The organism is Pseudogemmobacter sp. W21_MBD1_M6, assembly GCF_052119585.1.
Classification (GTDB): Bacteria; Pseudomonadota; Alphaproteobacteria; order Rhodobacterales; family Rhodobacteraceae; genus JBGQOJ01.
Window position 1 is genome coordinate 629,337 of record NZ_JBGQOJ010000001.1, and the last position, 25,320, is coordinate 654,656.

Below are 25,320 nucleotides of genomic sequence, written 5' to 3' on the forward strand. Positions count from 1 at the left end.
TTTCATGGGGTGGTCTCCAAGCCTTTTTCTGTATCTTGCGGCCTCTCGTCGTGCAGCGTCCAAGGCCGCACAGAAACTTGAAGACGGGTTGAAGAACGGGACCGAGGAAAACGGGCGCACGGACGAGCGTCTGGGCATTCACAGTGCCGCGCGCCCATCGGGGCCACTTTTGTGGTTTCACACCACCAGCGAAGGCGAAGCGCTGTCTGTTCAAGAGCTTATTCGCCGGATGGCTGAAGATCGCGACGAGCTGTCGTTTCTGATCACAACAACGACTCCCGCCGCTGCGGCCATCGTCGCAAGGCGCATGCCCCTTCGCACCCAGCATCAATATGTGCCCTATGATGTCGTACCCTTCATTGAGCGGTTCCTGGATCATTGGCGACCCACTGTTGCAATATGGACCGATGCAGAGTTTCGCCCTGCGCTTGTCACCCTGACCGCAGATCGGGGTATCCCTGTCTTTCTGATAGACGCGCGCCTTGCCACAAAAACCTATCAGCGCTGGCGCTGGGTGCCGGGGCTTGCCGGAACCTTGCTACGTCGTTTTGAAAAGGTTCTGGTCGCCGATAGCCAGACCGCGACATATTTGCGGCGCCTCGGTCTGCCGAAGGCAAATATCGAGGTGACAGGCGTGCTGGAGGAAGGCACCGCGGCGCTGGCCTGCAACGAAGCAGAGCGCGATGCACTGGCGCGCGTTCTGGCGGCCCGGCCTGTTTGGCTGTCGGCCTTTACCGATCCAAGCGAAGAAAGTCTGGTCAGCGAGGCGCACCGCATCGCGATCCGGATGTCCCACCGGCTTTTGCTGGTTCTTGTGCCCAGCAACCCCGATGAAGGCGAGGCGATCGCCGCGCGGCTGGAGGCCGAGGGCTGGACGGTGGCCTTGCGGTCCCGCAACGAAGAGCCAGAGGAAGACACCCATATCTACGTCGCCGATACGCGCGGCGAAATGGGCCTGTGGTACCGGCTTGCGCCGATCACCTTTATGGGCACGTCGATTGCCAGCGGTGGCGGTCGCAATCCGTTCGAGCCCGCCGCCCTTGGGTCCGCGATTTTGCATGGGCCGAACGTCAGCAGCTTTACCGACAGCTATTCCCGCCTTGGCAAAGAGGATGCGACAAGGCTTGTTCGGACCGCCGAAGAACTTGCGCATCAGATCGGCGAGCTATTGTCGCCCGACAAAGCGGCAGCGATGGCTCATAACGCATGGATGGTCAGCTCGTCCGGCGCAGAGGTGACCGACCGCGTGATGCAGCTGTTGTTTGACGCGCTTGACAGCCGGACGGCCTCTTGATGCGTCCGCCGGGGTTCTGGTTCACCCCGCCAGACCAGCCTGACTGGCGCGCGCGCGTTCTTGCGCCCCTGGCGATGCTTTTTGCTGCGGGCACGGCGCGCAGGCTGTCACGGGTGGGCACCGTGGTTGGCGTGCCTGTGATCTGCATCGGCAACCTGAACGCAGGAGGCACCGGCAAAACGCCCACCGCGATGGCGATCGTTCAGCATCTGCAAGCCATGGGCAAAACGCCTCATGTTGTCAGCCGCGGGTATGGCGGGTCGCTGGAAGGGCCGGTTCAGGTGATCGAGCGCAAGCACTGTGCCGCCGACGTCGGGGACGAGCCGCTGTTGCTGGCCGCGTTTGCGCCGACGTGGGTTGCGAAAGACCGTGCCGCCGGTGCAAGGCTTGCGGCAAAGGCTGGCGCAGATGTCATTTTGCTGGATGACGGGTTTCAAAACCCCAGCCTGAAAAAGGATCTTTCGATCATTGTTGTCGATGCAGTCAAAGGCTTCGGAAATGGCCGTGTGATGCCGGCTGGCCCCCTGCGCGAACCCGTGGCGGCGGGCATGTCCCGTGCCGATCTGGTGCTGTCGATCGGACCGAAGGCCGCGCAACGCCAGTTCGGTGCGGATTGGGGCAATACCATTCGGGTGCCGCGTGTCACTGGCACGTTGGAACCGCTGCGCACCGGAATGGATTGGGCCGGCTTGCGCGTTCTGGCCTTTGCAGGCATCGGCCACCCCGAGAAATTCTTTGCCACCCTTCGCGCGCTTGGGGCCGAGGTGATCAAGGGCGAGGCGCTGGATGACCATCAGCCGCTGACCGACACCCTGATGAAGCGTCTGGAGCTGGAGGCAGATGCCTTGGGGGCGCAACTGGTCACAACCGAAAAGGATGCTGTGCGCCTGTCGGACAGTTTCCGGCAGAATGTGCTGACCCTGCCGGTGCGGTTGCAAATCGACGACTGGGCAGCCATCGACGCCGCCCTTGCCCGCGTCGGAATTACCGCGCCTTGAGGGCGTCCAGTATTCGGGCGCTGTGTTCGCCCAGCTTTGGCGAGGCGTTTTCCAGCACCAGATCCGCCCCCGAGAACACAAAGGGCGAGCGCACCGAAGGCACACCGTCCAACGAGACCTGCATCCCGCGATGAACAACCTGCGGGTCGGCAAAGACCTCTGCCAGATCGTTGATCGGGCCGGCGGGAACACCCTGCGCCTCGCAGGCGGCCAGCAATTCGGTTTTTGACATTTTCAGCGTTGCGTCGGTCAGCCGACGGGTCATTTCGACCCTGTTCATGATCCGCGGGGCGTTGGTCAGATATTCGGGCGCTTGCGCCATATCTGGCAGGTCCAGCAAGGCGCACAACCGTTGGTATTGGCCATCGTTGCCCGTGGCGATGATGATAAACCCGTCGGCGCAATCGAACACCTGATAGGGCGTCAGGTTCTGGTGGGCGTTGCCGATCCGCGCGGGCGGGATCCCTGTGGTCAGGTAATTCATCGCCTGATTTGCGGTCACCGATGTGGCAACATCCAGCAGGGCCATGTCGATATGCTGCCCTGTTCCGGTTTGACCGCGTTGATGCACCGCCGCCAGAATGGCCGAAACACTATAGACGCCAGTCAGGATATCGGTGACGGCAACGCCCATTTTTTGCGGCTGGCCGTCCGGTTCGCCCGTGATCGACATCAGCCCGCTCATGCCCTGAATGATATAATCATACCCGGCGCGATGGGCGTAGGGGCCAGTTTGGCCAAAGCCGGTGATCGAGCAATAGATCAGCCTTGGGTTCACGGCGCTCAGGCTGGCAAAGTCCAACCCGTATTTCGCCAGCCCCCCGACCTTGAAATTCTCGATCAGAACATCCGCGTCGCGCACCAGATCGCGGATGGCCTGTTGCCCGTCTGGGGTTCTGAAATCAACGATGACAGACGACTTGCCGCGATTGCAGCAATGAAAATATGCGGCAGACCGGTCCGTGCCGCGATCAATGAACGGCGGCCCCCATTTTCGGGTATCGTCACCCTCTGGCGCCTCGACCTTGATTACCTCGGCCCCAAGATCCGCCAGGGTCTGTCCAGCCCAGGGGCCCGCCAGAATGCGGGCCAGCTCGATCACTTTCAGTCCGGCAAGAGGTGCCGTCATTTAGCGGCCAGTTTCTCGTCAATCAGCTTCGAGAATTCCGCATAGCCCATATTGCTGTACTTGGTGCCATCCACAACAAACGAAGGCGTCGATTCAATGCCGTCTGCCTCGGCGTTTTTCTGGTACCAGACCACAAGCGTTTCAGCCTGAGCGGCGTCATTAAGGGCGGCATTCATCTGCTCGTCGGTCAATCCAGCCGAGCGGCCGATGCGGCGCAGGTTATCGGCGATCACGGCCGGATCATTCGATCCTGTCCATTCTTTCTGGGTGTCATAGATCATCTCGATGATGCCGAAATACCGCATTTCGCCACCAGAACGCGCAATCATGCTGGCCCAAAGGCCGAAGCGGTCGAAATAGACCTCGCGGTAGATGAACCGGATTTTGCCGGTGTCGATGTAATTCTTCTTCAGTTCTCCGAACACATCAAAATGGAACCGCGCGCAATGCGGGCAGGTGAAAGAGGCATATTCGATCACGGTCACAGGCGCATTCGCATCGCCCATCGCCATATCCATGACCGCCGAAGTGTCGGTGTCTGCGGTGGCCACCTGTGCCTCTGCGCTGGACATCGTGGGCAGGCCGTCTGTCCGCGGGAAGGCGATATAGGCGGCGCCGCCCGCAAGGACGACAGCAAGAGTGGAAAGCGCGGTTCTGCGTTGCATCAGGGAAACCTCTTTTTCAGCGTTTTGAACGGGATAATACGTTTTGCGCCAAGGCCTCAAGGGCATGGCGCAGGTCGTCATCATGAACAGGCGCTGCAACCTTTTTGGCAGCAGCCTGCATTTCGGGGTCGGGGGCCGGTTTTTCGCGCACAGGCGCAGGCCCGAAACTGGCCTGACCTTCGGCAAAACCTGTGGGCGCTGTCTGGGTAATGCGGATCTTGGAAATCGCGTTGTAACCATAGCAGGCATTCACCCGCTCGCGGATTTTCGGCAGATCGGCCTGCAACATCGGCGCATACGCACCCTTGGTCAGGATGGTCAGCGTCGCGCCCAGCCCGTCTTTGGCATAGGAGACGTTGACCGGCAACGCGATCCGCGCGGTCGCTTCGCCGACAATTTCGGCCCAGTGGGTCAACAGCCGTGTCACGGCAAAGCCCCGCTTTTCACCGACGGTCCTGATCTGCGGTTGCAGCAGGCCGGACGTGCGCTGAAACCCTTTGAAGGAGCGCTTTGTAAAGTCGGCTGAACGGGTTGGCGGTTTCATCTGCTGTCTTTTCCTCGAACTCGCGCTAATCTAAACCTTGGGCTGAATGATACCAGCAGAATGACGATCAGGGACCATAAAGATTGCGTGACGCCGAACTGCCCCAGACGCTTCTTGAGTGGTATGACCGCCACGCACGGATGATGCCGTGGCGCACCCCGCCACAGGACAAATGCGCGGGCGTGCGGCCTGACCCCTATCGCGTCTGGTTGTCAGAGGTGATGTTGCAGCAAACCACGGTCGCCGCTGTCCGCGCCTATTTCCACCGGTTCACGGAGCGCTGGCCCACGGTTGCGCAACTTGCCGCAGCCGAGGACGGCGATGTCATGGGCGAATGGGCGGGGCTGGGGTATTACGCCCGCGCCCGCAACCTGTTGAAATGCGCACGGGCCGTCGCGCAGGATCACGGTGGTGTTTTCCCCGATACCTATGCCGCCCTGCTGACGCTGCCCGGCATCGGCCCCTATACCGCTGCGGCGATTTCTTCGATCGCGTTCGACCGCGCGGAAACCGTGGTGGACGGCAATGTGGAACGGGTGATGGCCCGATTATACGCGGTGCAAACGCCGCTTCCTGCGGCCAAGTCCGAGCTTACGGCACTGGCCGCCACGCTTACCCCGCAGGACCGGCCCGGCGATTATGCGCAGGCTGTGATGGATCTGGGCGCCACGATCTGCACGCCGAAATCGCCCGCCTGTGGCATTTGCCCGTGGCAGGCCCCCTGCAAGGCCCGCGCCGGAGGGATACAGACAGACCTGCCGCGCAAGACCCCGAAAAAGGCCAAACCGACGCGTCTGGGGATTGCCTATCTCGCCCGTCGCAGCGATGGCGCCTGGCTGTTGGAGCGCCGTCCCGACAGCGGCCTTTTGGGTGGAATGCTTGGCTGGCCGGGCCCCGTTTGGGGGGATGCGCCCGTCGATGCGCCCCCGATGCTGGCGGATTGGCAAAGGCTGAACGTCGAGGTGCGCCACACCTTCACCCATTTCCACCTGATCCTTGCCCTGCGGGTCGCAGAGGTGCCGATGGATGCCGCGCCGGACACGGGGCATTTTCTGACGCCCGTAGATTTTCGCCCCTCTGATCTGCCGACCGTCATGCGAAAGGCGTTTGATCTGGCGCAGGGCATGACGTGACGAAACAGGTAAGGTCTTAGAAATTCGAGTAACATGCCGCCTAAGCCAAACGGAGCGCCACATGATCCCCGCCAGTCAAGTTTCCAAGCTGAACAATGCCTTGCCGTTCTGGTTGTCGCTCGGGTTGATCCCGTTGGCCATTGTCGGCGCGGTCTATGGGGGCTGGTTCATCGCCCTGCTGCCTTTGTGCGGCTGGGGGCTGTTTTCGGTTCTGGATGCGCTGACCGGGCAGAACGAAGAAAACGCCGATCCTGCAACCCCGGACGACGCGCTGTTCTGGTATCGGGCGATCACCATCATCTGGCTGCCGCTACAGCTTTGCACAATTTTCGGAACGATCTGGTGGGTGACCGCGACAGACCATCTGGTCTGGTGGGAAGAACTGGCGTTATTCTTTGGTATCGGGGTCATTTCCGGCACCATCGGCATCAACTACAGCCACGAATTGATGCACCAGAAACCCAAGGCGGAACGCTGGCTGGCCGATGTCCTGCTGGCCTCGGTCCTTTATGGCCACTTTCGGTCAGAGCATTTGTTGGTCCATCACCGCTATGTCGCAACCCCCCGCGATCCCGCCACGGCGCGGTATAACGAGGGGTTCCATCGCTTCTTTCCCCGCGTTCTGGTGACATCGCTTGTTTCGTCGTGGAAGGCGGAAAAGGCGATGCTGGCGCGCAAGGGCCTGCCCGCGCTTCACCGCTCTAACCCGTTTGTCCGCTACGCGGCCCTTCAGGCCGGTTTTTTGCTGCTGGCGCTGGTGATCGGCGGATGGTGGGGGCTGCTGTTGTTCGCCTATCAGGCCTTGATTGCGATCTGGCAACTGGAACTGGCGAATTACGTCGAACATTACGGCCTGACCCGCAAACATCTGGGCGATGGCAAATACGAACATGTTTTGCCGCGCCATTCCTGGAACGCGTCGAACAAGGCCTCGAACTGGCTGCTGATCAACCTACAGCGCCATTCCGACCACCACTACAAACCCGATCGCCGTTTTCCCTTGTTGCAGACATATGGCAAGGACGACGCGCCCCAACTGCCTTTCGGATATCCGGTGATGACGATGGCGGCGATGGTTCCACCGCTGTGGCGGCGGGTGATGAACCCGCGTGTGCGGGCGTGGCGCAAACAGCATTACCCCGACATCATCGACTGGTCGGCCTATAAGGCCGCGACCAACCCCTTGCCGCGATAACAAAAGACCCCGCAGTGCAAGCACGGCGGGGCAAGTAGTGCTGTGGTCAGGCCACAGGCACCGGCGGTAAACTTGGGGGAATGGAGGGGGAGAGCCCTAGTGAGGGCGCTCTTCCATTTCGGCGCGGATCTGCTGGCGCAGCAGGTCGATCGGCACCTGTTTTCCATCGCGCTTGAACGACCAGTAGGTCCAGCCATTGCAGCTTGGCGCGCCCTCCAGATGGGCGCCGACCTGATGGATCGATCCTTTGGTATCGTGCGAAATCAGCGTGCCATCGGCGCGCACCTTGGCCTTGTAACGACCGTTCAGGCTCATCAGCTCCTCACCGGGGCTTAGCATGCCGCGTTCGACCAACTGGCCGAATGGCACCCGGGGCTCTGCCCGCTTGGACGTGCTGACATGCAGGGATTCCTTGTCGAACTTGCGCACATTCGCCAACCGCTTTTCCGCGACCTTGCGGTAAGCGGCCTCGCGTTCGATGCCGATAAATTCGCGGCCCAGCTTTTTCGCAACGGCGCCCGTGGTGCCCGTGCCGAAGAACGGGTCAAGAATGACGTCGCCGGGATTGGTAGAGCCGACGATAATGCGGTGCAGCAGGCTTTCGGGTTTCTGGGTCGGATGGGCCTTGTCGCCCGCCTCGTCTTTCAGGCGCTCGTGGCCGGTGCAGATCGGCAGAACCCAGTCAGACCGCATTTGAACACCGTCGTTCAACGCCTTCAGCGCTTCGTAGTTAAAGGTGTATTTCGACGCCTGTTCTTTCGACGCCCAGATCATCGTCTCGTGAGCATTGGTCAGACGCATTCCGCGAAAGTTCGGCATCGGGTTGGACTTGCGCCACACCACGTCGTTCAAAATCCAGAAACCTTCGTTCTGCAAAGCCGATCCGACGCGGAAGATGTTGTGATAAGAACCGATCACCCAAATCGCCCCGTGGGGTTTGAGCAACCGGCGCGCCGCCTTCAGCCAGTCTTGGGTGAACTTGTCATAGGCGGCGAAAGAGGAAAACTGGTCCCAATGGTCGTCAACTGCGTCGACTTTGGAATTGTCAGGGCGATGCAGTTCGCCGCGCAATTGAAGATTATAGGGGGGATCTGCGAAAATCAGATCGACCGAGTTCGCCGGAAGACTGTTCATCACATCGATGCAGTCGCCATCAATGATGGTATTCAAAGGAAGCGTCACCGCCTCCGAAATCTTTGTTTTGCTTGCCATGTCTGCCTCTGCTCCGGCGCATTTTTGCGCTCAGTTGTTGAGAACGAACATGAGTCAAAGATGATTCGTGGTCAAATTCTTTTTTGAATCAATCACTTACTGATTTATCTTGATACAAGATATTGTGTACAGGCTTAAACGAACGTCTATGGTGTGGGGTAACCCCAAGATTTTGAAGCGCCGCCATATGCGTTTTTGACCCGTAACCGGCGTTGGTTTCCCAGCCATACCCCGGATGCTGTTGCGCCAATGCCATCATCATCCGGTCGCGTGTTACTTTTGCCACAATGGACGCCGCCGAAATCGACAGCGATTTGGCATCGCCCTTGATGATCGCCTCGGATTTCACGCTCAGACCACGGGGGATCATGTTGCCGTCGATCAAAAGATGGTCGGGCGGAATGGCCAATCCGGTCACCGCCCGCTCCATCGCCAGATGAGAGGCGCGCAGGATGTTGATGTCGTCGATTTCCTCGACAGAGGCATGGGCAATGCAAACGTCCGCCTGCGCCATGATCTGCTCAAAAAGCACATCGCGTCGCTTGGCCGTCAGAACCTTGGAGTCGTTCAACCCGTCGGGAATACGCGCGGGGTCCAGCCGGACAGCCGCGGCGGTGACAGGCCCCGCCAAGGGACCGCGACCAACCTCGTCCACGCCGGCCACACGAAGGGCGCCGCGCGCGAACGCAGCCTGTTCAAAGGAAAAATCGGGAAAGCTGTGTGTCATGGACGAACATCAACCCTGTTACGTCCTGTGCCGCAATAGCAAAAAGCGGGGGGCATTTCTGCCCGCCCGCCCTTTGCGACGCGGAGGATTTCAAAAACCGCGTCTCTGCCCGGGTCGCTTAACGGCGACCTCTCTCGATGGTGTAACCATAGTCGCGCATGCAGCGGGCGGCATAGATCGTCTCGCGCCCGTGGCGTGTCCGCACCTGCTGTGCGCAGGCGGCGGGCAAACGGACGTGATGACGCATGTTGTTTTGCAAGCACCTGGCCCCGAACCCGCGAAGCGCACCGCGGCGGGTGTCATACTGGCCGAAACAGGCGCGCGGCAGTTCCTTGCGATTCGCGCGAACGTGCCGCTGCGGGATGGGTGCCGCGTGGTTTCGCGTCTCGTTTCGCGTCGGCGCGGAATAGACGGGTGCTGCACGCTGTTTCTTGTTGTCACTGGCAACTTTGGCGATAACAGCGATCGCGGCGACCCCAAGCAGGACTTTTCCAATATCGTTGGTGTCTGCGCGGGCAGGGGCGGCGGCCAGTCCGGTAACGGCCAATGTCGCGGACAGAACAAAGGCGAGAAGAGATTTGGTCATCATATCGGTCCTTATGTCAGGGCGCCGACGGGTCTGCCGAACGCTATGTCCGAACTTTGGCCCGGACCACATTTGCTAGACAATATCGGGGCCGTGTTACCGGATAACACAGCGCCCGCGCCGCTTTGATATTGTATAACGCCCAATACATTCGCATCTTGGCCGGATGAAACACGCACTCCTCCTGTCCGCGCTTTTGATGGCGCTTGTGGCTGCGCCCGCATCGGCCGCATGCTATGCAGATTACAAGGCAAAGCGGGAAACCCCGCTTCGCCTGCACTACGGTGTTATGGCTATCAGCGACAGGGCCTGCACCAAAGATGCAGCCGCCACAGAAATCGCCCCGCGTCTTGCCGCACAGAACTGGGCACTATTGAATGTGGTATCGGTTTTCGATGAAAGCGGCCTGCAACAAAGAAAGGGTGCGGCCGGTGAATTCTTCCTCCGTTACTGACAGCAGGCGCACGGGAAACCGCATTGTCCTGCTGGGCATTGCCGCGATTGTCCTGATCCTGTTGGTGGCCGCCCTGCTGTTGTTCATGACCCTGCCCGACGCGAATGCGTTCAACCAGCGGGTCGAGCAGATCTTTGTCGAGAACGATGCGCTGACTTCTGGCGCTGAGATCAAGCTGCTGGAAATTCTCGCGCAATCCGGCACCTCGTTTTCCGGTGTGCTGGCGTCCTATCGAACCGTGATCTTCGTTCTTCTGGTGTTTTCAACATCCCTGCTTGTCGCGGCATTGGTGTTTCTGCTGACCATCGTTGAGCTGAACAGGCGCATGTCAGAGGTCGAGAAAAGCGGCATTCAGGTGTCGTCTCTGATGATCAGCAGGGCGGAAAAGGCCGTTTATCTGAACAACATGGCATTCAAACTGACCGATGCCGCGATTGAAACCCTGTCGGTTCTGGCAGAGGCGCGGATGGACGACGATGTGATGTCCGGCGCCGAGATCGAAGCGGTCATTTCAGGCCGCGACGCCGCCGATTGTGACGAGGCGGCGGGTGCCACGCGGATCAAGCGCCTGCGGGACACTTTGGGAAACCAACTGGTCAGCGAGCTGTTGATCAAGAACATCACCCGAAAGGGCTATATGCTTGCCATCGACAAAGACGTGATCCGGATGATCTAATGTCGGCACCCCACAAGAGTGCGGAACCGCGCCCCGTTTACCGCCGCTTCAGCAGCGTCATCAGCCCCTCTGAGGGATAGCCATCAGGGGTTGCACCTGCTGCCTTCTGGAACGCGCGGATCGCGTTGATGGTGTTCGGCCCTATGATGCCGTCGTCACCGTCCGTATCAAAGCCCTTGCGGGTCAGCAGGCGTTGCATTTCCTGCTTTTGGGTGAACGACAGGGGGGTATAGCCCCGTGGCCACCCCGCCTTGATCGGGCCGGCGCCGCCGATCCGGTCGGACAGGTGCCCGACCCCGATGACATAGGCGTCGGCCGCGTTGTATCGTTCGATCGCGCTGAAGTTCTTGAAGATCATAAAGGCCGCGCCCTGGCTGCCTGCGGGCAGAAGGATCGAAGCAGAGCCATAATCGGGCACGTTGCCGCCACCTGCGGCCTTGACCCCCGCGGCGCCCCAATCGCCGGGCATTTTCTGAATCTTGCGGCTGGCGAGGGTATAATCGAACCCGCGCGGCAACGTCACCTCGACCCCCCATGGCATGCCCTTGCGCCAACCGGATTTCGCAAGATAGGCGGCGGTGGACGCCAGGGCGTCGGTCGGGTCATCCGACCAGATGTCGCGTTTTCCGTCGCCGGTGAAATCCACCGCGAAAGAAAGATAGCTGGTCGGGATGAACTGCGTATGGCCCATAGCACCGGCCCAGGAACCGGTCATATTCCGTGGTGCAACATCGCCGTTTTGCAGGATTTGCAGGGCGGCAATCAACTGCGCCTCAAAGAAAGAGCCGCGGCGCCCATCGAAGGCCAGCGTCGACACAGCCTCGATTAGCGGGATGTCCCCGCGCCGTTCGCCATAGGCGCTTTCAAGCCCCCAGATCGCCACGACGACTTCTTTCTCGACGCCGTAATGCGCCTCTATCCGGTCCAGAACCCGCCGGTGCTTGCGCAGGGCCGCCTTGCCGTTCTTGATCCGCGTGTCCGATGCGGCACTATCAAGGTAGTCCCAGATTTCTTTGGTGAACTCTGACTGGTTGCGATCCTTGGCGATCACGTCGGTGTTGTATCGGACCCCGCGAAAGGCCGCATCAAGGGTCGATGCGCGAATGCCCTGCTGTGCGGCGCGCGCCCGAAAACCGTCGATCCAGCGATCAAACCCGATGTTGGACGTAGACATCTGAACCCGGGTCACAGCGCCCCCTCCCGTTGTTTTTGCCGCAGGGCGGATCGAGGTTTCGACAGCCAAAGTGCCCGCGTGCCCCCCGAAAGGGACGATCGCCGCGACCAGCCCGACAACACCAATAAATTTACGCATATCACCGCCCGATTTGATTTTTATATTTGGGTCAGTGTAGCGCGAATTCCGGTATGCAGGAAGGGACCCGCTGGCCGATCAGCAAGGACCCGCTAACGCCTTTTCCGTTCGATCTTTTTCTTCAACTTGGCCGCTTTCGACTTGGCGGGGCCCGCCTTGCGCCCTTTGAAACTGCTGCGCCCGCGCTGCGGCGTTCTGGGCAGGGCGTTCCCGTCGACACTGAGCAGTTCCAGCATAAGACCACCGGTGACTGGCACCGCCTCGGCCAGCCTGACGGTAACCCGCAAACCGATGCCAAGGGTCAGCCCGCTGTCAGAGCCGCGAAGCGTATTCGCATCAGCGTCGTGATGGAAAAACTCACGACCCAGTGTGCGGATCGGGATCAGGCCGTCGGCCCCTGTTTCGTCCAGTTTCACGAAGGCACCAAAGCGTTGGATGCCCGAAATGCGGCCCGAAAACTCGTTGCCTACACGTTCTGACAGATAGGCGGCCAGATAGCGGTCGGTGGTGTCGCGCTCGGCGGCCATCGAACGCCGTTCCGCATCGGATATCTGTTTGCCGGTTTCGTCCAGCCGTTCGATGTCATCGACGCTAAGGCCGTCCTTGCCCCAGCCATGCGCGGTGATCAGGGCACGGTGCACCAGAAGGTCGGCGTAGCGGCGGATCGGCGATGTGAAATGCGCGTAGTTGCGCAGCGCGAGGCCGAAGTGACCAAAGTTGGTGGCCCCGTAATAGGCCTGTGTCATGGACCGAAGGGTGGAAATGTTGATCAGCTCATCCTGATCGGTGCCTTCGGCCTGACGCAGCAATTGGTTGAGGTGGCGGGTTTGCAGCACCTGCCCCTTGGCCAGTGTCAGGCCAGATGCCTTGGCAACCTCGCGCAGGGCATCCAGTTTCTCGGGGCTGGGTTCTTCGTGAACGCGGAACAAAAGCGGGCGTTTTCGTGTAACCAGTTCCTCTGCGGCGGCGACATTGGCAAGGATCATGAATTCCTCGATCAGGCGATGCGCGTCGAAGCGTTCGTAGTAGTTGACAGAGGTCACCTTGCCATCATCCGATAGCTGGATGCGGCGCTCTGGCAGGTCAAGATCCAGCGGCTGACGCACCGCACGGGCGGTTTTGGTGGCCTCGTAGGCGGCATAAAGCGGGCGGATGATGTCATCCATCAGCGGCGCAGTGCGGTCCGTCGTCTCGCCATCCATCGCCGCCTGCACCTCGGCGTAGTTCAGAGAGGCGACGGAACGCATCATGCCGCGCACAAAGCTGTGGCCGATCTTTGCACCATCGGCGTCCAGCACCATGCGCACCGCGATGCAGGCCCGGTCGACGCCTTCGTGCAGGCTGCACAGATCGCCGGACAGGATGTCGGGCAGCATCGGCACGACCCGGTCGGGAAAATAGGTGGAGTTGCCGCGCAGGCGCGCCTCGCGGTCCAGCGCGGAACCGGGGGTGACGTAATACGCGACATCGGCAATGGCGACCCAGACGATATGACCGCCGGGGTTCTTGGGATCATCGTCGGCATGGGCAAGACAGGCATCGTCGCGGTCGCGGGCATCAACGGGGTCGATGGTGATCAACGGCATATCGCGCAGATCGGTCCGGCCCTTCATGCTGGCAGGTTCGGCGGCGTCCGCCTCTGCCACCACGTTATCGGGAAAGGCATCGGGGATGCCGTGTTGGTGGATCGCAATCAATGACACGGCGCGGGGCGCTGTCGGGTCACCCAGACGCTGCACGATCTGCGCACGGGGCAGGCCCATGCGGCCACCGCCGCCACCCAATTGTTCCGCCTCGACCAGTTCGCCATCTTTGGCGTCGTTCACGGCACCCGCAGGCACCAGCCAGTCCTTGTCGGCGCCTTTGTCGATCGGAACGATGCGGCCCCCTTCCGCTGAAACGCGGAAGACGCCGATGATTTTTTGCGGATTGGTGCCGATGCGCCGGATCAAACGCGCCTCAAAGGCGTGATCGTCGGACGGCACGGCGGTCAGTCGCGCCAGAATACGTTCGCCAGCGCCCAGCGCCGGATCACCCTTGCGCGGGATGAACAGGATGCGCGGCGGGTCGCCTGCGCCGGTCCATTCCATCGGACGGACATACAGATCGCCGTCGGACGACGGGCCTGTGACCTGCACAATGGTGACCGGCGGCAATGTATCGGGATCGCGATAGGTCTTGCTGCGCTTTTGCAGCTTGCCCTCGGTTTCCAGCTCTTTCAGCAGACGCTTCAGGTCGATACGCGCAGCGCCTTTGATCCCGAAAGCACGGGCGATATCGCGTTTCGCGGTCTGGGTCGGGTTCTGGGAAATCCATTCAAGGATTTCCTCTTTTGTCGGGATGTTGTTCATGCCCATTCCGTATCACGCGCAAAGCGGCGCGTCATGCCGAAAGATCAGGCGAAATAGTCCCGCAGGATACGGGAATAGATCGTCTTAAGCTGACCGACCTGCGCAACCTCTACCCGCTCATCCACCTGATGCATCGTGCGCCCGACAAGACCGAATTCCACGACGGGACAGTGATTTTTGATGAACCGCGCATCCGATGTTCCACCCGATGTAGACAGGCCCGGCGTGACGCCGGTTACGCCATGAACCGCCTTTGCCACCAGATCCGACAGGGCGCCGGGGGGGGTCAGAAAGCTTTCGCCGGATACTTTGGTCGATGCGGTAATGATGACGCCGGTTTCCGCCTCGATCTTGCGGGCCTCGACGTCCAGCCAGGCGATAAGGCCATCCGAGGTATGGGCATCGTTGAACCTGATGTTCACGGTCGCCTTGCAGTCCGCCGGTATGACATTGGTGGCGGGATTGCCGGTGTCTATGGTGACGATTGCCAGCGTCGAGGCGTCGAAATGGTCGGTGCCCTGATCCAGCCGATGACTGGCCAGCCTGTCCATCAGGCGCACCATGGCGTGGACCGGGTTTTTGGCGCGATGGGGATAGGCAGAATGGCCCTGCACACCTTTCACGGTGAAATAAGTGGTCATCGACCCGCGGCGGCCGATCTTCATCATCTCGCCCATCGTGTCGGGGCAGGTCGGTTCCCCGACCAGACAAACGCTCATCGCTTCGCCGGTCTGCGCCATCCAGTCAAGAAGCGCGGTCGTGCCGTCCAGCGCGTCACCCTCTTCGTCGCCGGTGATCGCCAGTACCACGGCGCCGTCAGGGGGCGTTTGCGTTACGAAATCCACCGCAGCGGCGGCAAACGCGGCCACGCCGGATTTCATATCGGTGGTGCCACGACCATACATAAAACCGTCTTCGACCTCTGCCCCGAAGGGATCATGCGCCCAGGCCGCGGCATCCCCGACAGGAACCACATCGGTATGCCCGTTGAACCCGAAGGTACGGGGATGATTTTTTTCACCCCAGCGCGCAAATAGATTTTCGATTCCGCCCCGGTTGACCCGTGTGCAGGCAAATCCTGCCCCTGTCAGTAACCCATCCAAAATAGTCAACGCACCACCTTCTGTAGGGGTGACAGAGGGGCAACGCACTAAATCTGCGGTAAGGGCAACGGGATCGACGGGGTTGGTCATGATGAAATGCTCCTTCATGCCCAGTGATAATGGCTGCGAAGCGGAACTGCAATTGCGACAGGATGCGGCATAACCCGTTGCCAACATGAAACATATTCAAAGTGATCCACCCGATTGTGGCAAGATTCAGTTAACACTTCGGCAGGAATAGCGTTATCGTCGGATTAATAATATTGACCCGAGGCAGGGCAAGCAGTGGGATCCAACGCGGTCCAAGACGCGCAGTAAGACCGAAACGACTACGTCTTGGCGGGGTGCATCCGCCCAATGATTTGCGTTGTCTCCAAGGAATTGGGGACAGGAATGGTTGCGGCATCGAAGCTTCCGATCAACACAAACGCCAGCGCGATGCAGATGGCAGAGACGATTTTCGGCGACGGGGTCACCGTAACCGGCGCGTCCTATTCCGGCGCAAACGGATCATCCGGCATCTATACCAACGGCGATACCGTATCTCCCGGCGTCACACCCGGGGACACGGGCGTCATCTTTTCGACCGGCAATGCGACCGACTTTACCAACAACGCCGGGACGACCGGATGGGGCAACAACAAGACCCCGACCCAGTCGAACCAAAGCGCCTCAACCTCGACCAATACAAGCACAAGCAATAATGCGCCGCTGGATGCAGGTGCACAGGCGCAGTTCAACGCCGCCGCCGGCACAACCGCGTATGATATTTCCTACCTCGATGTCGATTTCATCCCGGTCGGCGACACGATGACGATGCAGTTCGTTTTTTCGTCCGAGGAATACCCCGAGTATGTGAATTCGCTTTATCAGGACTTTGTCGGCGTCTGGATCAACGGGACGCAGGTGAACCTGACGGTCGGAAACGGCGATATGGACCCCGGCAACCTGAGCTCGACGACCAACCAGAACCTTTATATCGACAACACGTCGGATCAATACAACACCGAGATGGACGGCTTTACCGTCACCATGACGCTGACAATTCCGGTGATTCCGGGGCAGCCAAACTCGATCCGTATCGGGATCGCGGATGTCACCGACAGCAACTATGATTCCAACCTGTTGATTGCTGCCGGATCGGTGCAAACCGTATTGATCGCGACAGATGACTACGGCCATCTGGCCATGGGTCAGACCAGAACGCTGGACGTTCTGGAAAACGATATCAACCCCGGTGGCGGGACGTTGACCATCACCCATATCAACGGCATCGCCGTCACGGTTGGCAGCACCGTCACGCTCTCCACCGGCCAGCAGATCACGCTGGGGCCGGATGGCATCCTGAGCATGGTCAGCGACGGCACCGACGAGAATTTCAACTTCACCTATTCGGTCAGCAACGGAACCAACACGGACACCGGATATGTGATCGTGGATTCGGTGCCGTGTTTTGTGGCCGGAACGCTGATCCTGACACCCGACGGCGAGGTGCCGGTCGAGACGCTTCGACCCGGCGATCTGGTGATGACCCATGACGACGGTGCGCAACCGCTGCGCTGGATCGGCCAGCGCGAGGTCGCAGCAGAGGGCAGTTTTGCCCCGATCAGGATCAACGCCAACACCTTTGGCATCCACCGCGAGCTGCTGCTGTCGCCGCTGCATCGCGTCATGATCCGGGACAGTCTGGCAGAGCTGTTGTTCGGCGAGGACGAGGTCCTTGTTGCCGCCAAAGATCTGGTCAACGACTATTCCGTTCGGCCAGTCGAGGGCGGAACAGTGACCTATGTGCATATTCTGTTCGACCGGCATCAGGTTGTGTTTTCCGAAGGCCTGACCACAGAAAGCTTCCTTCCTGGCCCGCAGACCACAAAAAGCTTCGAGCAGGGTATCGTGGACGAAATCTGTGCCCTGTTCCCGGAAATCGACCCTGAAACGGGCCGTGGATACAGCCCCGCTGTCCGCCGCACATTGCGCGGGTTCGAGGCACAGGTGCTGTTTCGCGATCAGCGGGCAGCATAGGATGTGTCAATGAACTGGATCGGCTATTCCGACTTTTCAAGGTCGATGTTCTCGGCCTCGGGCCTGACCGGAACCAAAGCGGCGGCGACGTCCGATCTGGTTCTGACCGGCAGCATTGTTATTGAAACAGCCGTTTCAATTCCGGGCGATACCCCCCAGATCCTGCTGGATTATCACCGCCAGCAGGGGTGGACCACGCGGCTGATAATCCTGCTGAACGCCAAGGGGCGACTTTCAGTCGCACTGCGTCAGGGGGATGTGACCAGTCTGGTCAGTGTCTCGACCGACCTGTTCGGCAAACGTCAGAACCTGCGTGTGACCTATTCCTGGGACGCGCCCAAACGGCTTGGCCTTCTGACGGTTGAAAACATCGAAACCGGAAGCCTGCGACAGACGGAATTCGGTGATCCGCAGGCTCTGCCGCTGCGCGATGTCGAACAGATGACGCGCAGCATTCGCGGCAGGTCCGCCCCGCGCGAGCCGGGTTTTTTTGCCGTATCCTCTGGCATGGCCCCCGTGGGATTCATGCCGACGATCGCAGAACGTTCGCCCGTCGCAACGCCGAAGGGCGAGCGGATGATCGAAGACATCCGCCCCGGAGACTTTGTTCTGACCGCCGACAATGGGCCAAAGGCGGTGCGCTGGATCGGGTATCGCGACGTGCCAGCCGTGGGCGGGTATCAGCCCCTGCGCCTTCGGGCACCTTTTTTCGGTCTGACCCGCGATATTATCGTCGCACCCGAACAAAGGATTCTGGTCGCGGGCGCGCAGATCGAATATCAATTCGGCATGGAAGAAGTGCTGGTAGAGGCGCAACATCTGGTCAATGGCGTCTCTGTCATGCGGGAAAAGCGCGGGCCATTCGTGAGATACTACCAGATCCTGCTGGATCAACACGAAATCCTACAGGTCGCGGGCGCCGATCTGGAAAGCATGTATATCGGCAGCATCCGCGACAACCGCCCCCTGCTGGACACAACGATCCTGCGGAACATGCCGCGACAACTGATCCCCGATCACGACGGGCCCGCACGCCAGATCCTGAAGGATTTCGAGGCGCTGACCCTTCAGATCGGGCTTGCCTGCTAGGGCCTATTCCTCGTCAAAAAACGGCGTCATCTGCGCCACGATCACCGAGTTTTCATCCAGTGCGCGCTGCATCAGTTCCCGCTCGTCCTCGTCGATGTCATGACCTTCGGCCAACCGTTCCTCCAGCGTGCCGTAGCCCGACACATCCAGCGGCGACAACTCTGCCTGCTTCAGTATCGCCACGGTTTCGCGCACGGCCTCTGCCTCGTCCACACCCGATGCATAGCACATCAGCGCGGCACCGGTCGCCCCTTTGGGCAATCCATCATCCTTGGACCGACCAACCTCGACCAGCAGGGTATAGACCTGCTGGCGCGACGGTTTCTTGACTTTTTTCTCGGGTGCGTCGGTCACGGCGGATCAGTCCCTCAACAGCTCGTTAATCGAGGTTTTCGACCGCGTCCGGGCGTCCACCTTCTTGACGATGACAGCGCAATACAGGTTCACACCGTTCTTCGACGGCATTGATCCGGCCACAACAACGGACCCCGCCGGCACTTCGCCATAGAAAACCTCGCCGGTTTCGCGATCAAGGATCTTGGTCGACTGGCCGATGAACACGCCCATCCCCAAAACCGACCCTTCGCGCACGATGCAACCCTCGACAACCTCGGACCGCGCCCCGATAAAGCAGTTGTCCTCGATGATCGTCGGTCCGGCCTGCATCGGCTCCAGAACGCCGCCAATGCCGACGCCGCCGGACAGATGCACGTTCTTGCCGATCTGGGCGCAGCTGCCCACCGTGGCCCAGGTGTCAACCATCGTGCCGCTGTCGACATAGGCACCAATATTCACAAAGGACGGCATCAACACCACGCCGGGCGCGATAAACGCGGACTTGCGCACAACGCAGTTCGGCACAGCGCGGAACCCTGCGGCCTTCCAGTCGGCGGCGGTCCATCCCTTGAACTTGCTATCCACCTTGTCCCACCAGCCGGCACCCTGCGGGCCACCGTCGTGCTGTTCCATATCCTTGATGCGGAACCCCAGCAGAACCGCCTTTTTAGCCCACTGGTTGACGTGCCAATCACCGTTGGCCTGTCTTTCGGCCACGCGCAGCGTTCCGCTGTCCAGCGCGTTCAGTGTCGCTTCGATGGCGTCGCGCGTTTCGCCAGTGGTGGCGGAAGTGATCGCATCGCGCGCCTCCCAGGCGGCTTCTATGGCAGTTTCAAGCTGTGCGTTGGACATGGCACTCTCCGGTTTGTCTATGACCTCGTTTTGTAAAAGGCTATAGAGGCAAGCAAGGACAGGCGCAACGCCGCCGCGTCAGAGCATAAGGAAAACACGATGAAAGACGATCCAAGAAACCATCCGTTTCGCGACAGCCATCAGGATATCGAAACCGCGCGGCACATCCCCGACACCCCCCAGACACGCGCGCCGTCCTACCGGCTTGCCTTTGCCGATGATGAATTCCTGTGCCGCGACGAACTGCGCCCCGTGCGCCTGCAACTGGAACTGCTCAAACCCCAGATGCTGCTGGACGAGGCCGGCATCGCCTCGACAGTCGTCCTTTTTGGCGGCGCACGCATTCCCGAACCGGCAAAGAGAGACACGGCGCGCACGCCCACACTTGCCGATTTGTCAAAATACTATGACGAGGCGCGGGAATTCGCCCGCCTGATGACGCTCAAATCCCTGCAAAGCGGTGGCCGGGAAAACGTGATCTCTACCGGCGGCGGTCCCGGCGTGATGGAGGCAGGCAACCGCGGAGCCGCAGACGCGGGCGGCGCGTCGATCGGGCTGAACATCGTGCTGCCCCACGAACAGGCGCCGAACGAATACGTCACACCGGGTCTGTGCTTCAACTTTCACTACTTCGGCATCCGCAAAATGCACTTCCTGATGCGGGCCAAGGCGGTCGCAGTCTTTCCCGGCGGATTCGGCACCCTTGACGAAACCTTCGAGGCCCTGACCCTTATCCAGACCGGTCGCATGGAACGCATCCCCTTCCTTCTGTTCGGAGAGGCGTTCTGGCGCAAGATCATCAATTGGGATGCGCTGGCAGAGGCAGGTACGATCTCTGCCGAAGATCTGGATCTCTTTGTCTTTGTCGAAACCGCACAGCAGGCCGTCGCCGCAATCGAGACTTGGCAAGGCGCCGGGGAAAAGCGCGGAAGCATTCCGGGCCGCTAGACCCTGTCAGGTTCTTCTCGGCAAAAATACTCTCGCGCGAAGCGCAAAACCCGAGCCCCCGAAAGGGGGCGAGACTAAAGGAGTGACGCCACAGGCGTCCCCTCTGGATCAGTCCGGCGCTGCGTCAGCCTCAATCACCTTGCGGGATTTGCGGGCGCGTTCTGTCGCCGACTTCAGCTGACCGCAGGCCGCCATGATATCCTCGCCCCGCGGCTTGCGGACCGGAGAGGCATAGCCCGCATGATAGATGATATCCGCGAAGGCACGGATGCGGTTGTTCGATGACCGCTTGTAGGGCGCGCCCGGCCATTCGTTGAACGGGATCAGGTTGATCTTGGCCGGAATGCCCTCGATCAACTGCACCAGACGACGCGCATCGTCGTCGCTGTCGTTCACCCCGTCCAGCATCACATACTCGAACGTGATCCGTTCTGAATTCGACAACTTGGGATAATCGCGCAACGCCTGAAGCAATACGGCGATGTTCCACTTCTTGTTGATCGGCACCAGCCCGTCGCGCACCTCGTCGGTGGTCGCATGGAATGAAATCGCCAGCATGCAACCGATTTCATCCGCCGTTCGCGCGATCTCGGGCACCACGCCCGAGGTCGACAGGGTGATCCGGCGACGCGACAGGGAAATTCCTTCGGGGTCCATCGCGATCTTCATCGCGTCGCGCACGTTCTCGAAATTGTACAAAGGCTCGCCCATGCCCATCAGAACGATGTTCGACAACAGCCGCGTCTTGTCCCTCGGGGCACGGCTCAGTTCGGGCCATTCATCCAGATCGTCGCGCGCCACCATGACCTGCCCGATGATTTCACCGGCGGTCAGGTTGCGCACCAGCTTTTGTGTGCCGGTGTGGCAGAACGAACAGGTCAGGGTGCAGCCGACCTGGGACGAGATGCACAGCGTTCCCCGATCGGTTTCGGGAATATAGACCACCTCGACCTCGTGACCGCCCGCGATCCGCACCAAATACTTGCGGGTGCCGTCCTCGCTGACCTGCTTGGTCACCACCTCAGGCACCTCGATCACGAAATGCTCTGCCAGAAGCGCACGGTAGTCCTTGGCCAGATTGCTCATGACATCAAACCGGCGAACGCCTTTTTCGTAGATCCATTGCCAGACCTGACCGGTCCGCATCCCGGATTGTTTTTCCGGTGTGCCCGCAGCGATCAACGCGGCGCGCAGCCCGTCGCGAGTCAACCCGACAAGGTTGATCTTGCCGCCTTCGGGCAACTTGCGGGGGATCGTAAACACGTCCTGCGTGATGGGGGCGCTGGTGGTCATGGTGTTTTGCTCCGTGGATCGACGCAGCCCATACAGGATTCGTGCGTCAAAAGAAACAGGGGGCGCGGCTGCCCGCACCCCCTGCCGATTTCATGTGTATAACGTCTTAGCCCGCGCACTGCTTTTCGGCTTCGTCCAGCGCGGCCGTGAACCCAAGCAACGAAAAGCTGTCCTTGGTGATCGTGCCACGACCGGACCGCGCGGACAAAGCCGCACTGGACCCGCGTTTCATCGCGGTGATGATCTTGGCATCATCCGCATCGGATGCAGACCAGGCCCACTCGCCGTCCGAAAACAGCTCGAACGGTGTGCCACCGATATCAAGCGTCACAGTTGACCCGCTGGCAAAAGGATAGCCGCCGGTGAACGACACTTCGCCCTTGGGGCCGGACCCGGACCGGTAGGTGACAAACAGCAAGATATCACCGCGCTTTACCGCAACCACGCGCCCGTCCTTGGAGTTCACGGTTTCCTTGGGGCTACTGACGGCCCAGCATTCGGTGGGTTTTGCTGGCGGTTCTGCAAAGACCGCCCAGTCTGTCTTCGCAGCGACGCGATTTGTGGATTCCTGCGCCGATACGCCCGTTGCGGCCAGCGCCAGAACTACGCCGGCAATGCAGCGCGTCATTAATGGTGTCATATTCTCACAGCCTCCAGCTGTTTCTGCCTCAATGTCCCGTCCGGATAGCCGATCTTTCGCGAACTTTTCTTCAGAGCGGGTGGTTTTCAACTCGATAGTGCTACACTAACGTAAAAGTGCCAAATTGGGAAAGCCCCGTTGGCGGAAAATCGCGCAAGAGTGAGAGAGAGCAGCACAATGACATCCCCAGTTCCCATGGCAGAGGTCTGGCGCGGCGCGTTTCTGGAATCCGTGCACAGCGGACATGCGGTGATTTGCGACGCATCCGGCGGCATTGTGCAGGCCTGGGGAAACCCCGATGCGATCATCCTGCCCCGCTCGTCCTGCAAGATGCTGCAGGCTTTGCCGCTGCTGGACAGCGGTGCGGCGGACGCTGCCGGACTGACGCCCGAAGATCTGGCATTTTCCTGCGCCTCGCATCAGGGGGCGGCAATCCACACCGCCCGCGCCGCCGCTTGGCTAAAGGGTCTGGACCTGTCACAGGACGACCTGCGGTGCGGCACCCATGACCCCTACGATACCGATACGCGGGACGCATTGCTTTTGTCCGGTGAAACCGCCTGTCAGTTGCACAACAACTGCTCGGGCAAGCACTGCGGCTTTCTGACGGTGAACAAGCATCTGAAGGCCGGACCGGAATACGTAGACCCCAATCACCCGCTGCAACTGGCAGTCCGCGAGGCATTCGAGGATGTAACCGGCATGGACAGCCCCGGCTTTGGCATCGACGGATGCTCTGCCCCGAACTTTGCGACCTCGGTCCACGGCCTTGCCCGCGCAATGGCGTTTTTTGCGGCATCATCCGAAGGTGGCGCAACAGTGCGTGAACGGTCCGCCGCACGCCTGACCCGCGCCATGGCCAGTTTCCCGGAACTTGTCGCTGGCGAAGGCCGCGCCTGCACCGAACTGATGCGGGCCATGGGCGGAAAAGTGGCGATCAAAACCGGAGCAGAGGCGGTTTTTGTCGCGATCCTGCCGGACCAGAAATTGGGCATCGCACTGAAGATCACCGACGGGGCTACCCGAGCCTCTGAATGCGCCATTGCGGCGCTTCTGGTAAAACTGGGCGTTCTGAATGCGAACCATCCCGCAACGCTGAAACGGCTGAATGCCCCCATTACCAACAGGAAGGGAACCGTCACCGGTTACCTGCGGTCCTCGAATGTCTTCTAAACCCCTGCGCTTTTTCCTTGGTCTTCCGTTTCGCCTGTTCCGGCTGCTGACCAATGGCGGTTTCTGGGTCGCCGTCATCGGCATGGCCGGACTGAACTTTGCCACCCTGACGGTGGACCCGCTGAATGCGGATGTGTCGTCCCGGATCGAAAAGATCGCCGGCGTGACCACGGTGCGCGGCACACGCGATATCGAAATTGCCACGGCCCGAAAGGCCCAAGAGGCCCAATTCATCGACGATCTTGCCGAATTGGAAAAGACCCGCAGCGCGTTGGTTGATGAAAACAACTGGCTGTCGGGTGAGCTGATGAAAAGCACGGACCGGATGGCATCCATGACGGCGGATTTCGAGGCGCAAAAGCTGACGATCATCGACGGTCTTGATGATCTGACCGCCCGTGTCGAACAGGGGGTCTTGCGGGTGCGCGCCACCATCGCCGCGCAGGGCATTCCCTATCTGGGGGTTTTCGCGGTTCGCAGCAACGCGGCGCAACAGGTCCGCGATGCCTGCCTGACCATCGCCGGTCTGGCGGCGGTCGGGGCGCACCCGACGCTGCCGAACCTTTGCGCGGACACCGTGCCATCCAGAGAGGCGATCGTGTCCTCGGTTCGCGAAAACCCTGAAGGTGTCTGGAAACAGGCCCAGCGGGAATTGCCCGATCTGCCCAATTTCCAGCTATTGCTTGACAGTGACCTGCGCCGGCAGTTCGGACCGCGTCTGGACTAAGGCATGCTGCATCAAATCGCATTCAGAAGTTCGCCGTAAGGCCCGGCGAATTCTGAAACTCTTGGGTTTGATTGGATGCAACACGCTCTAGATCAAATCCCACAACAGCCTTGCGGCCAGCAAGGTCGAGGTGACGACCAGCAGCGGTTTGATCACGCGGGCCCCGATGCGCATGGCCAGCGCCGACCCAAGCCGCGCCCCCGCCATCTGGCACAGGCCCATCAACAGGCCCGTCACCCACAAAGGCGCCCCCGCCAACGCGAACCCCAGTAGCCCGCCGATGTTGGACGCAAAGTTCAGCAGTTTGGTATGCGCCGTGGCTTTCAACACGCCGTATCCCGCAAGGGTCACAAAGGCGATCATATAGAACGATCCCGCGCCCGGCCCCAACAGCCCGTCATACCCGCCGATCATTGGCACCATCGTCAGCCCGAACAACGCGGGCGTCATCCGTTCCGTGCGGTCCAGATCATCAAGGCCCGGCTTGAACGCGAAGAACAGCGCAATGCAGACCATGACAACCGGCAAGGCATAGCGCAGAACATCCGTCGGTAGCCATGTGGCCAGCGCGGCACCAACCGCAGACGCGACAAAGGCCGTCAGCGCGGGCCGCACCTGTTTGCGCAGATCCACATGGCCCCCTCGGGCAAAAGACCATGCCGCAGTCCCCGACCCGAACATGCCCTGCACCTTGTTGGTGCCCAATGCCTCGATCGGGGTGGCCCCCGCCAAAAGCAACGCAGGCAGCGTGATCAGGCCACCGCCGCCCGCAATCGCATCAACAAAGCCTGCCACAAAGGCGGCACACAACAGCAGGGGCAGAACCTGCACGCCAAGCTCGAACATCGGTGTCTTTCGGAA

Annotated in this window: 25 protein-coding genes; 11 read left to right on the forward strand and 14 right to left on the reverse strand. The window is 60.4% G+C overall.

Features of this window, described 5'->3' with window-relative positions; all coding sequences use genetic code 11:
* The first annotated feature begins 4 nt into the window (after positions 1–4).
* Both ACEN2R_RS03045 and lpxK read left to right on the forward strand, forming a co-directional pair.
* On the forward strand, positions 5–1,294 hold the full coding sequence (locus ACEN2R_RS03045; protein WP_442039055.1) for a 3-deoxy-D-manno-octulosonic acid transferase: 1,290 nt from the start codon (positions 5–7) through the stop codon (positions 1,292–1,294).
* Entirely contained in the window at positions 1,294–2,292 is a 999-nt protein-coding gene (gene lpxK, locus ACEN2R_RS03050; protein WP_442039491.1) for a tetraacyldisaccharide 4'-kinase, read from the forward strand. Before ACEN2R_RS03045 ends, lpxK begins: the two co-directional genes overlap by 1 nt.
* Here the strand turns inward: lpxK and ACEN2R_RS03055 are convergent.
* Genes ACEN2R_RS03055 through ACEN2R_RS03065 form a run of 3 tightly spaced genes read right to left on the reverse strand, consistent with a single transcriptional unit; the run spans position 2,279 to position 4,630 of the window.
* On the reverse strand, positions 2,279–3,421 hold the full coding sequence (locus ACEN2R_RS03055; RefSeq protein WP_442039056.1) for a CaiB/BaiF CoA transferase family protein: 1,143 nt from the start codon (positions 3,419–3,421) through the stop codon (positions 2,279–2,281). The genes lpxK and ACEN2R_RS03055 overlap by 14 nt on opposite strands.
* Positions 3,418–4,086, reverse strand: a complete 669-nt coding sequence (locus ACEN2R_RS03060) for a DsbA family protein (protein ID WP_442039057.1) — start codon at positions 4,084–4,086, stop codon at positions 3,418–3,420. The genes ACEN2R_RS03055 and ACEN2R_RS03060 overlap by 4 nt, the downstream gene beginning before the upstream one ends.
* Positions 4,087–4,102: 16 nt before the next feature.
* The gene (locus ACEN2R_RS03065; RefSeq protein ID WP_442039058.1) at positions 4,103–4,630 is read right to left on the reverse strand and encodes a DUF721 domain-containing protein; all 528 of its coding nucleotides are present in this window, start codon (positions 4,628–4,630) and stop codon (positions 4,103–4,105) included.
* Between the two features lie 83 nt (positions 4,631–4,713).
* On the opposite strand from ACEN2R_RS03065, the gene mutY reads away from it, so the two are divergent.
* Both mutY and ACEN2R_RS03075 read left to right on the forward strand, forming a co-directional pair.
* Entirely contained in the window at positions 4,714–5,763 is a 1,050-nt protein-coding gene (mutY, locus tag ACEN2R_RS03070; protein ID WP_442039059.1) for an A/G-specific adenine glycosylase, read from the forward strand.
* 61 nt (positions 5,764–5,824) lie between these two features.
* The gene (locus tag ACEN2R_RS03075) at positions 5,825–6,958 is read left to right on the forward strand and encodes an alkane 1-monooxygenase (protein WP_442039060.1); all 1,134 of its coding nucleotides are present in this window, start codon (positions 5,825–5,827) and stop codon (positions 6,956–6,958) included.
* A gap of 96 nt (positions 6,959–7,054) precedes the next feature.
* Here ACEN2R_RS03075 and ACEN2R_RS03080 read toward each other — a convergent pair whose 3' ends face one another.
* The 3 genes from ACEN2R_RS03080 to ACEN2R_RS03090 form a co-directional block, all read right to left on the reverse strand.
* Positions 7,055–8,170, reverse strand: a complete 1,116-nt coding sequence (locus ACEN2R_RS03080; protein ID WP_442039061.1) for a site-specific DNA-methyltransferase — start codon at positions 8,168–8,170, stop codon at positions 7,055–7,057.
* A gap of 88 nt (positions 8,171–8,258) precedes the next feature.
* A complete protein-coding gene (locus tag ACEN2R_RS03085; protein WP_442039063.1) occupies positions 8,259–8,897 on the reverse strand; it encodes a ribonuclease HII in 639 nt (212 codons plus the stop codon).
* Between the two features lie 118 nt (positions 8,898–9,015).
* The gene (locus tag ACEN2R_RS03090; RefSeq protein WP_442039065.1) at positions 9,016–9,483 is read right to left on the reverse strand and encodes a hypothetical protein; all 468 of its coding nucleotides are present in this window, start codon (positions 9,481–9,483) and stop codon (positions 9,016–9,018) included.
* Positions 9,484–9,682: 199 nt separating this feature from the next.
* Between ACEN2R_RS03090 and ACEN2R_RS03095 the strand changes: the two genes are divergently transcribed.
* Both ACEN2R_RS03095 and ACEN2R_RS03100 read left to right on the forward strand, forming a co-directional pair.
* Entirely contained in the window at positions 9,683–9,937 is a 255-nt protein-coding gene (locus tag ACEN2R_RS03095) for a hypothetical protein (protein WP_442039067.1), read from the forward strand.
* Positions 9,879–10,613, forward strand: a complete 735-nt coding sequence (locus tag ACEN2R_RS03100) for a winged helix-turn-helix domain-containing protein (RefSeq protein ID WP_442039493.1) — start codon at positions 9,879–9,881, stop codon at positions 10,611–10,613. The genes ACEN2R_RS03095 and ACEN2R_RS03100 overlap by 59 nt, the downstream gene beginning before the upstream one ends.
* 37 nt (positions 10,614–10,650) lie before the next feature.
* Here the strand turns inward: ACEN2R_RS03100 and ACEN2R_RS03105 are convergent, their stop codons facing one another.
* The 3 genes from ACEN2R_RS03105 to dapE form a co-directional block, all read right to left on the reverse strand.
* Positions 10,651–11,925, reverse strand: a complete 1,275-nt coding sequence (locus ACEN2R_RS03105) for a lytic murein transglycosylase (RefSeq protein ID WP_442039069.1) — start codon at positions 11,923–11,925, stop codon at positions 10,651–10,653.
* A 92-nt stretch (positions 11,926–12,017) separates the two neighbouring features.
* Positions 12,018–14,276: a ribonuclease R gene (gene rnr / locus ACEN2R_RS03110; RefSeq protein ID WP_442039071.1), complete on the reverse strand. Its 2,259-nt coding sequence runs from the start codon at positions 14,274–14,276 to the stop codon at positions 12,018–12,020.
* A gap of 44 nt (positions 14,277–14,320) precedes the next feature.
* Entirely contained in the window at positions 14,321–15,469 is a 1,149-nt protein-coding gene (gene dapE / locus ACEN2R_RS03115) for a succinyl-diaminopimelate desuccinylase (RefSeq protein ID WP_442039073.1), read from the reverse strand.
* Between the two features lie 303 nt (positions 15,470–15,772).
* On the opposite strand from dapE, the gene ACEN2R_RS03120 reads away from it, so the two are divergent.
* Together ACEN2R_RS03120 and ACEN2R_RS03125 are read left to right on the forward strand one after the other, a co-directional pair.
* Positions 15,773–17,401, forward strand: coding sequence for a Hint domain-containing protein (locus ACEN2R_RS03120; protein WP_442039075.1), 1,629 nt, complete (start codon positions 15,773–15,775; stop codon positions 17,399–17,401).
* Positions 17,402–17,410: 9 nt separating this feature from the next.
* On the forward strand, positions 17,411–18,490 hold the full coding sequence (locus ACEN2R_RS03125; protein ID WP_442039077.1) for a Hint domain-containing protein: 1,080 nt from the start codon (positions 17,411–17,413) through the stop codon (positions 18,488–18,490).
* Positions 18,491–18,493: 3 nt separating this feature from the next.
* Here the strand turns inward: ACEN2R_RS03125 and ACEN2R_RS03130 are convergent, their stop codons facing one another.
* Positions 18,494–18,844: a hypothetical protein gene (locus ACEN2R_RS03130; RefSeq protein WP_442039079.1), complete on the reverse strand. Its 351-nt coding sequence runs from the start codon at positions 18,842–18,844 to the stop codon at positions 18,494–18,496.
* 6 nt (positions 18,845–18,850) lie between these two features.
* Positions 18,851–19,678: a 2,3,4,5-tetrahydropyridine-2,6-dicarboxylate N-succinyltransferase gene (dapD, locus tag ACEN2R_RS03135; protein ID WP_442039081.1), complete on the reverse strand. Its 828-nt coding sequence runs from the start codon at positions 19,676–19,678 to the stop codon at positions 18,851–18,853.
* Positions 19,679–19,777: 99 nt separating this feature from the next.
* On the opposite strand from dapD, the gene ACEN2R_RS03140 reads away from it, so the two are divergent.
* Positions 19,778–20,626 carry an LOG family protein gene (locus ACEN2R_RS03140; RefSeq protein WP_442039083.1) on the forward strand — a complete coding sequence of 283 codons (849 nt, stop codon included), beginning with the start codon at positions 19,778–19,780 and terminating at the stop codon, positions 20,624–20,626.
* 108 nt (positions 20,627–20,734) lie between these two features.
* Here ACEN2R_RS03140 and rlmN read toward each other — a convergent pair whose 3' ends face one another.
* Together rlmN and ACEN2R_RS03150 are read right to left on the reverse strand one after the other, a co-directional pair.
* Complete coding sequence (rlmN, locus tag ACEN2R_RS03145; protein WP_442039084.1) at positions 20,735–21,919, reverse strand: 23S rRNA (adenine(2503)-C(2))-methyltransferase RlmN; 1,185 nt, start codon at positions 21,917–21,919, stop codon at positions 20,735–20,737.
* 106 nt (positions 21,920–22,025) lie between these two features.
* Positions 22,026–22,547, reverse strand: a complete 522-nt coding sequence (locus tag ACEN2R_RS03150) for an invasion associated locus B family protein (protein ID WP_442039086.1) — start codon at positions 22,545–22,547, stop codon at positions 22,026–22,028.
* Positions 22,548–22,736: 189 nt separating this feature from the next.
* Here ACEN2R_RS03150 and ACEN2R_RS03155 point away from each other — a divergent pair, with 189 nt between their 5' ends.
* Positions 22,737–23,732 carry an asparaginase gene (locus ACEN2R_RS03155; protein WP_442039088.1) on the forward strand — a complete coding sequence of 332 codons (996 nt, stop codon included), beginning with the start codon at positions 22,737–22,739 and terminating at the stop codon, positions 23,730–23,732.
* Positions 23,722–24,459 (forward strand): hypothetical protein, encoded by a 738-nt coding sequence (locus tag ACEN2R_RS03160; protein ID WP_442039090.1) that lies wholly within the window; start codon positions 23,722–23,724, stop codon positions 24,457–24,459. The genes ACEN2R_RS03155 and ACEN2R_RS03160 overlap by 11 nt, the downstream gene beginning before the upstream one ends.
* A gap of 87 nt (positions 24,460–24,546) precedes the next feature.
* On the opposite strand, the gene ACEN2R_RS03165 is transcribed toward ACEN2R_RS03160, so the two are convergent.
* Positions 24,547–25,305 (reverse strand): TSUP family transporter, encoded by a 759-nt coding sequence (locus ACEN2R_RS03165; protein ID WP_442039092.1) that lies wholly within the window; start codon positions 25,303–25,305, stop codon positions 24,547–24,549.
* Positions 25,306–25,320: the final 15 nt, after the last annotated feature.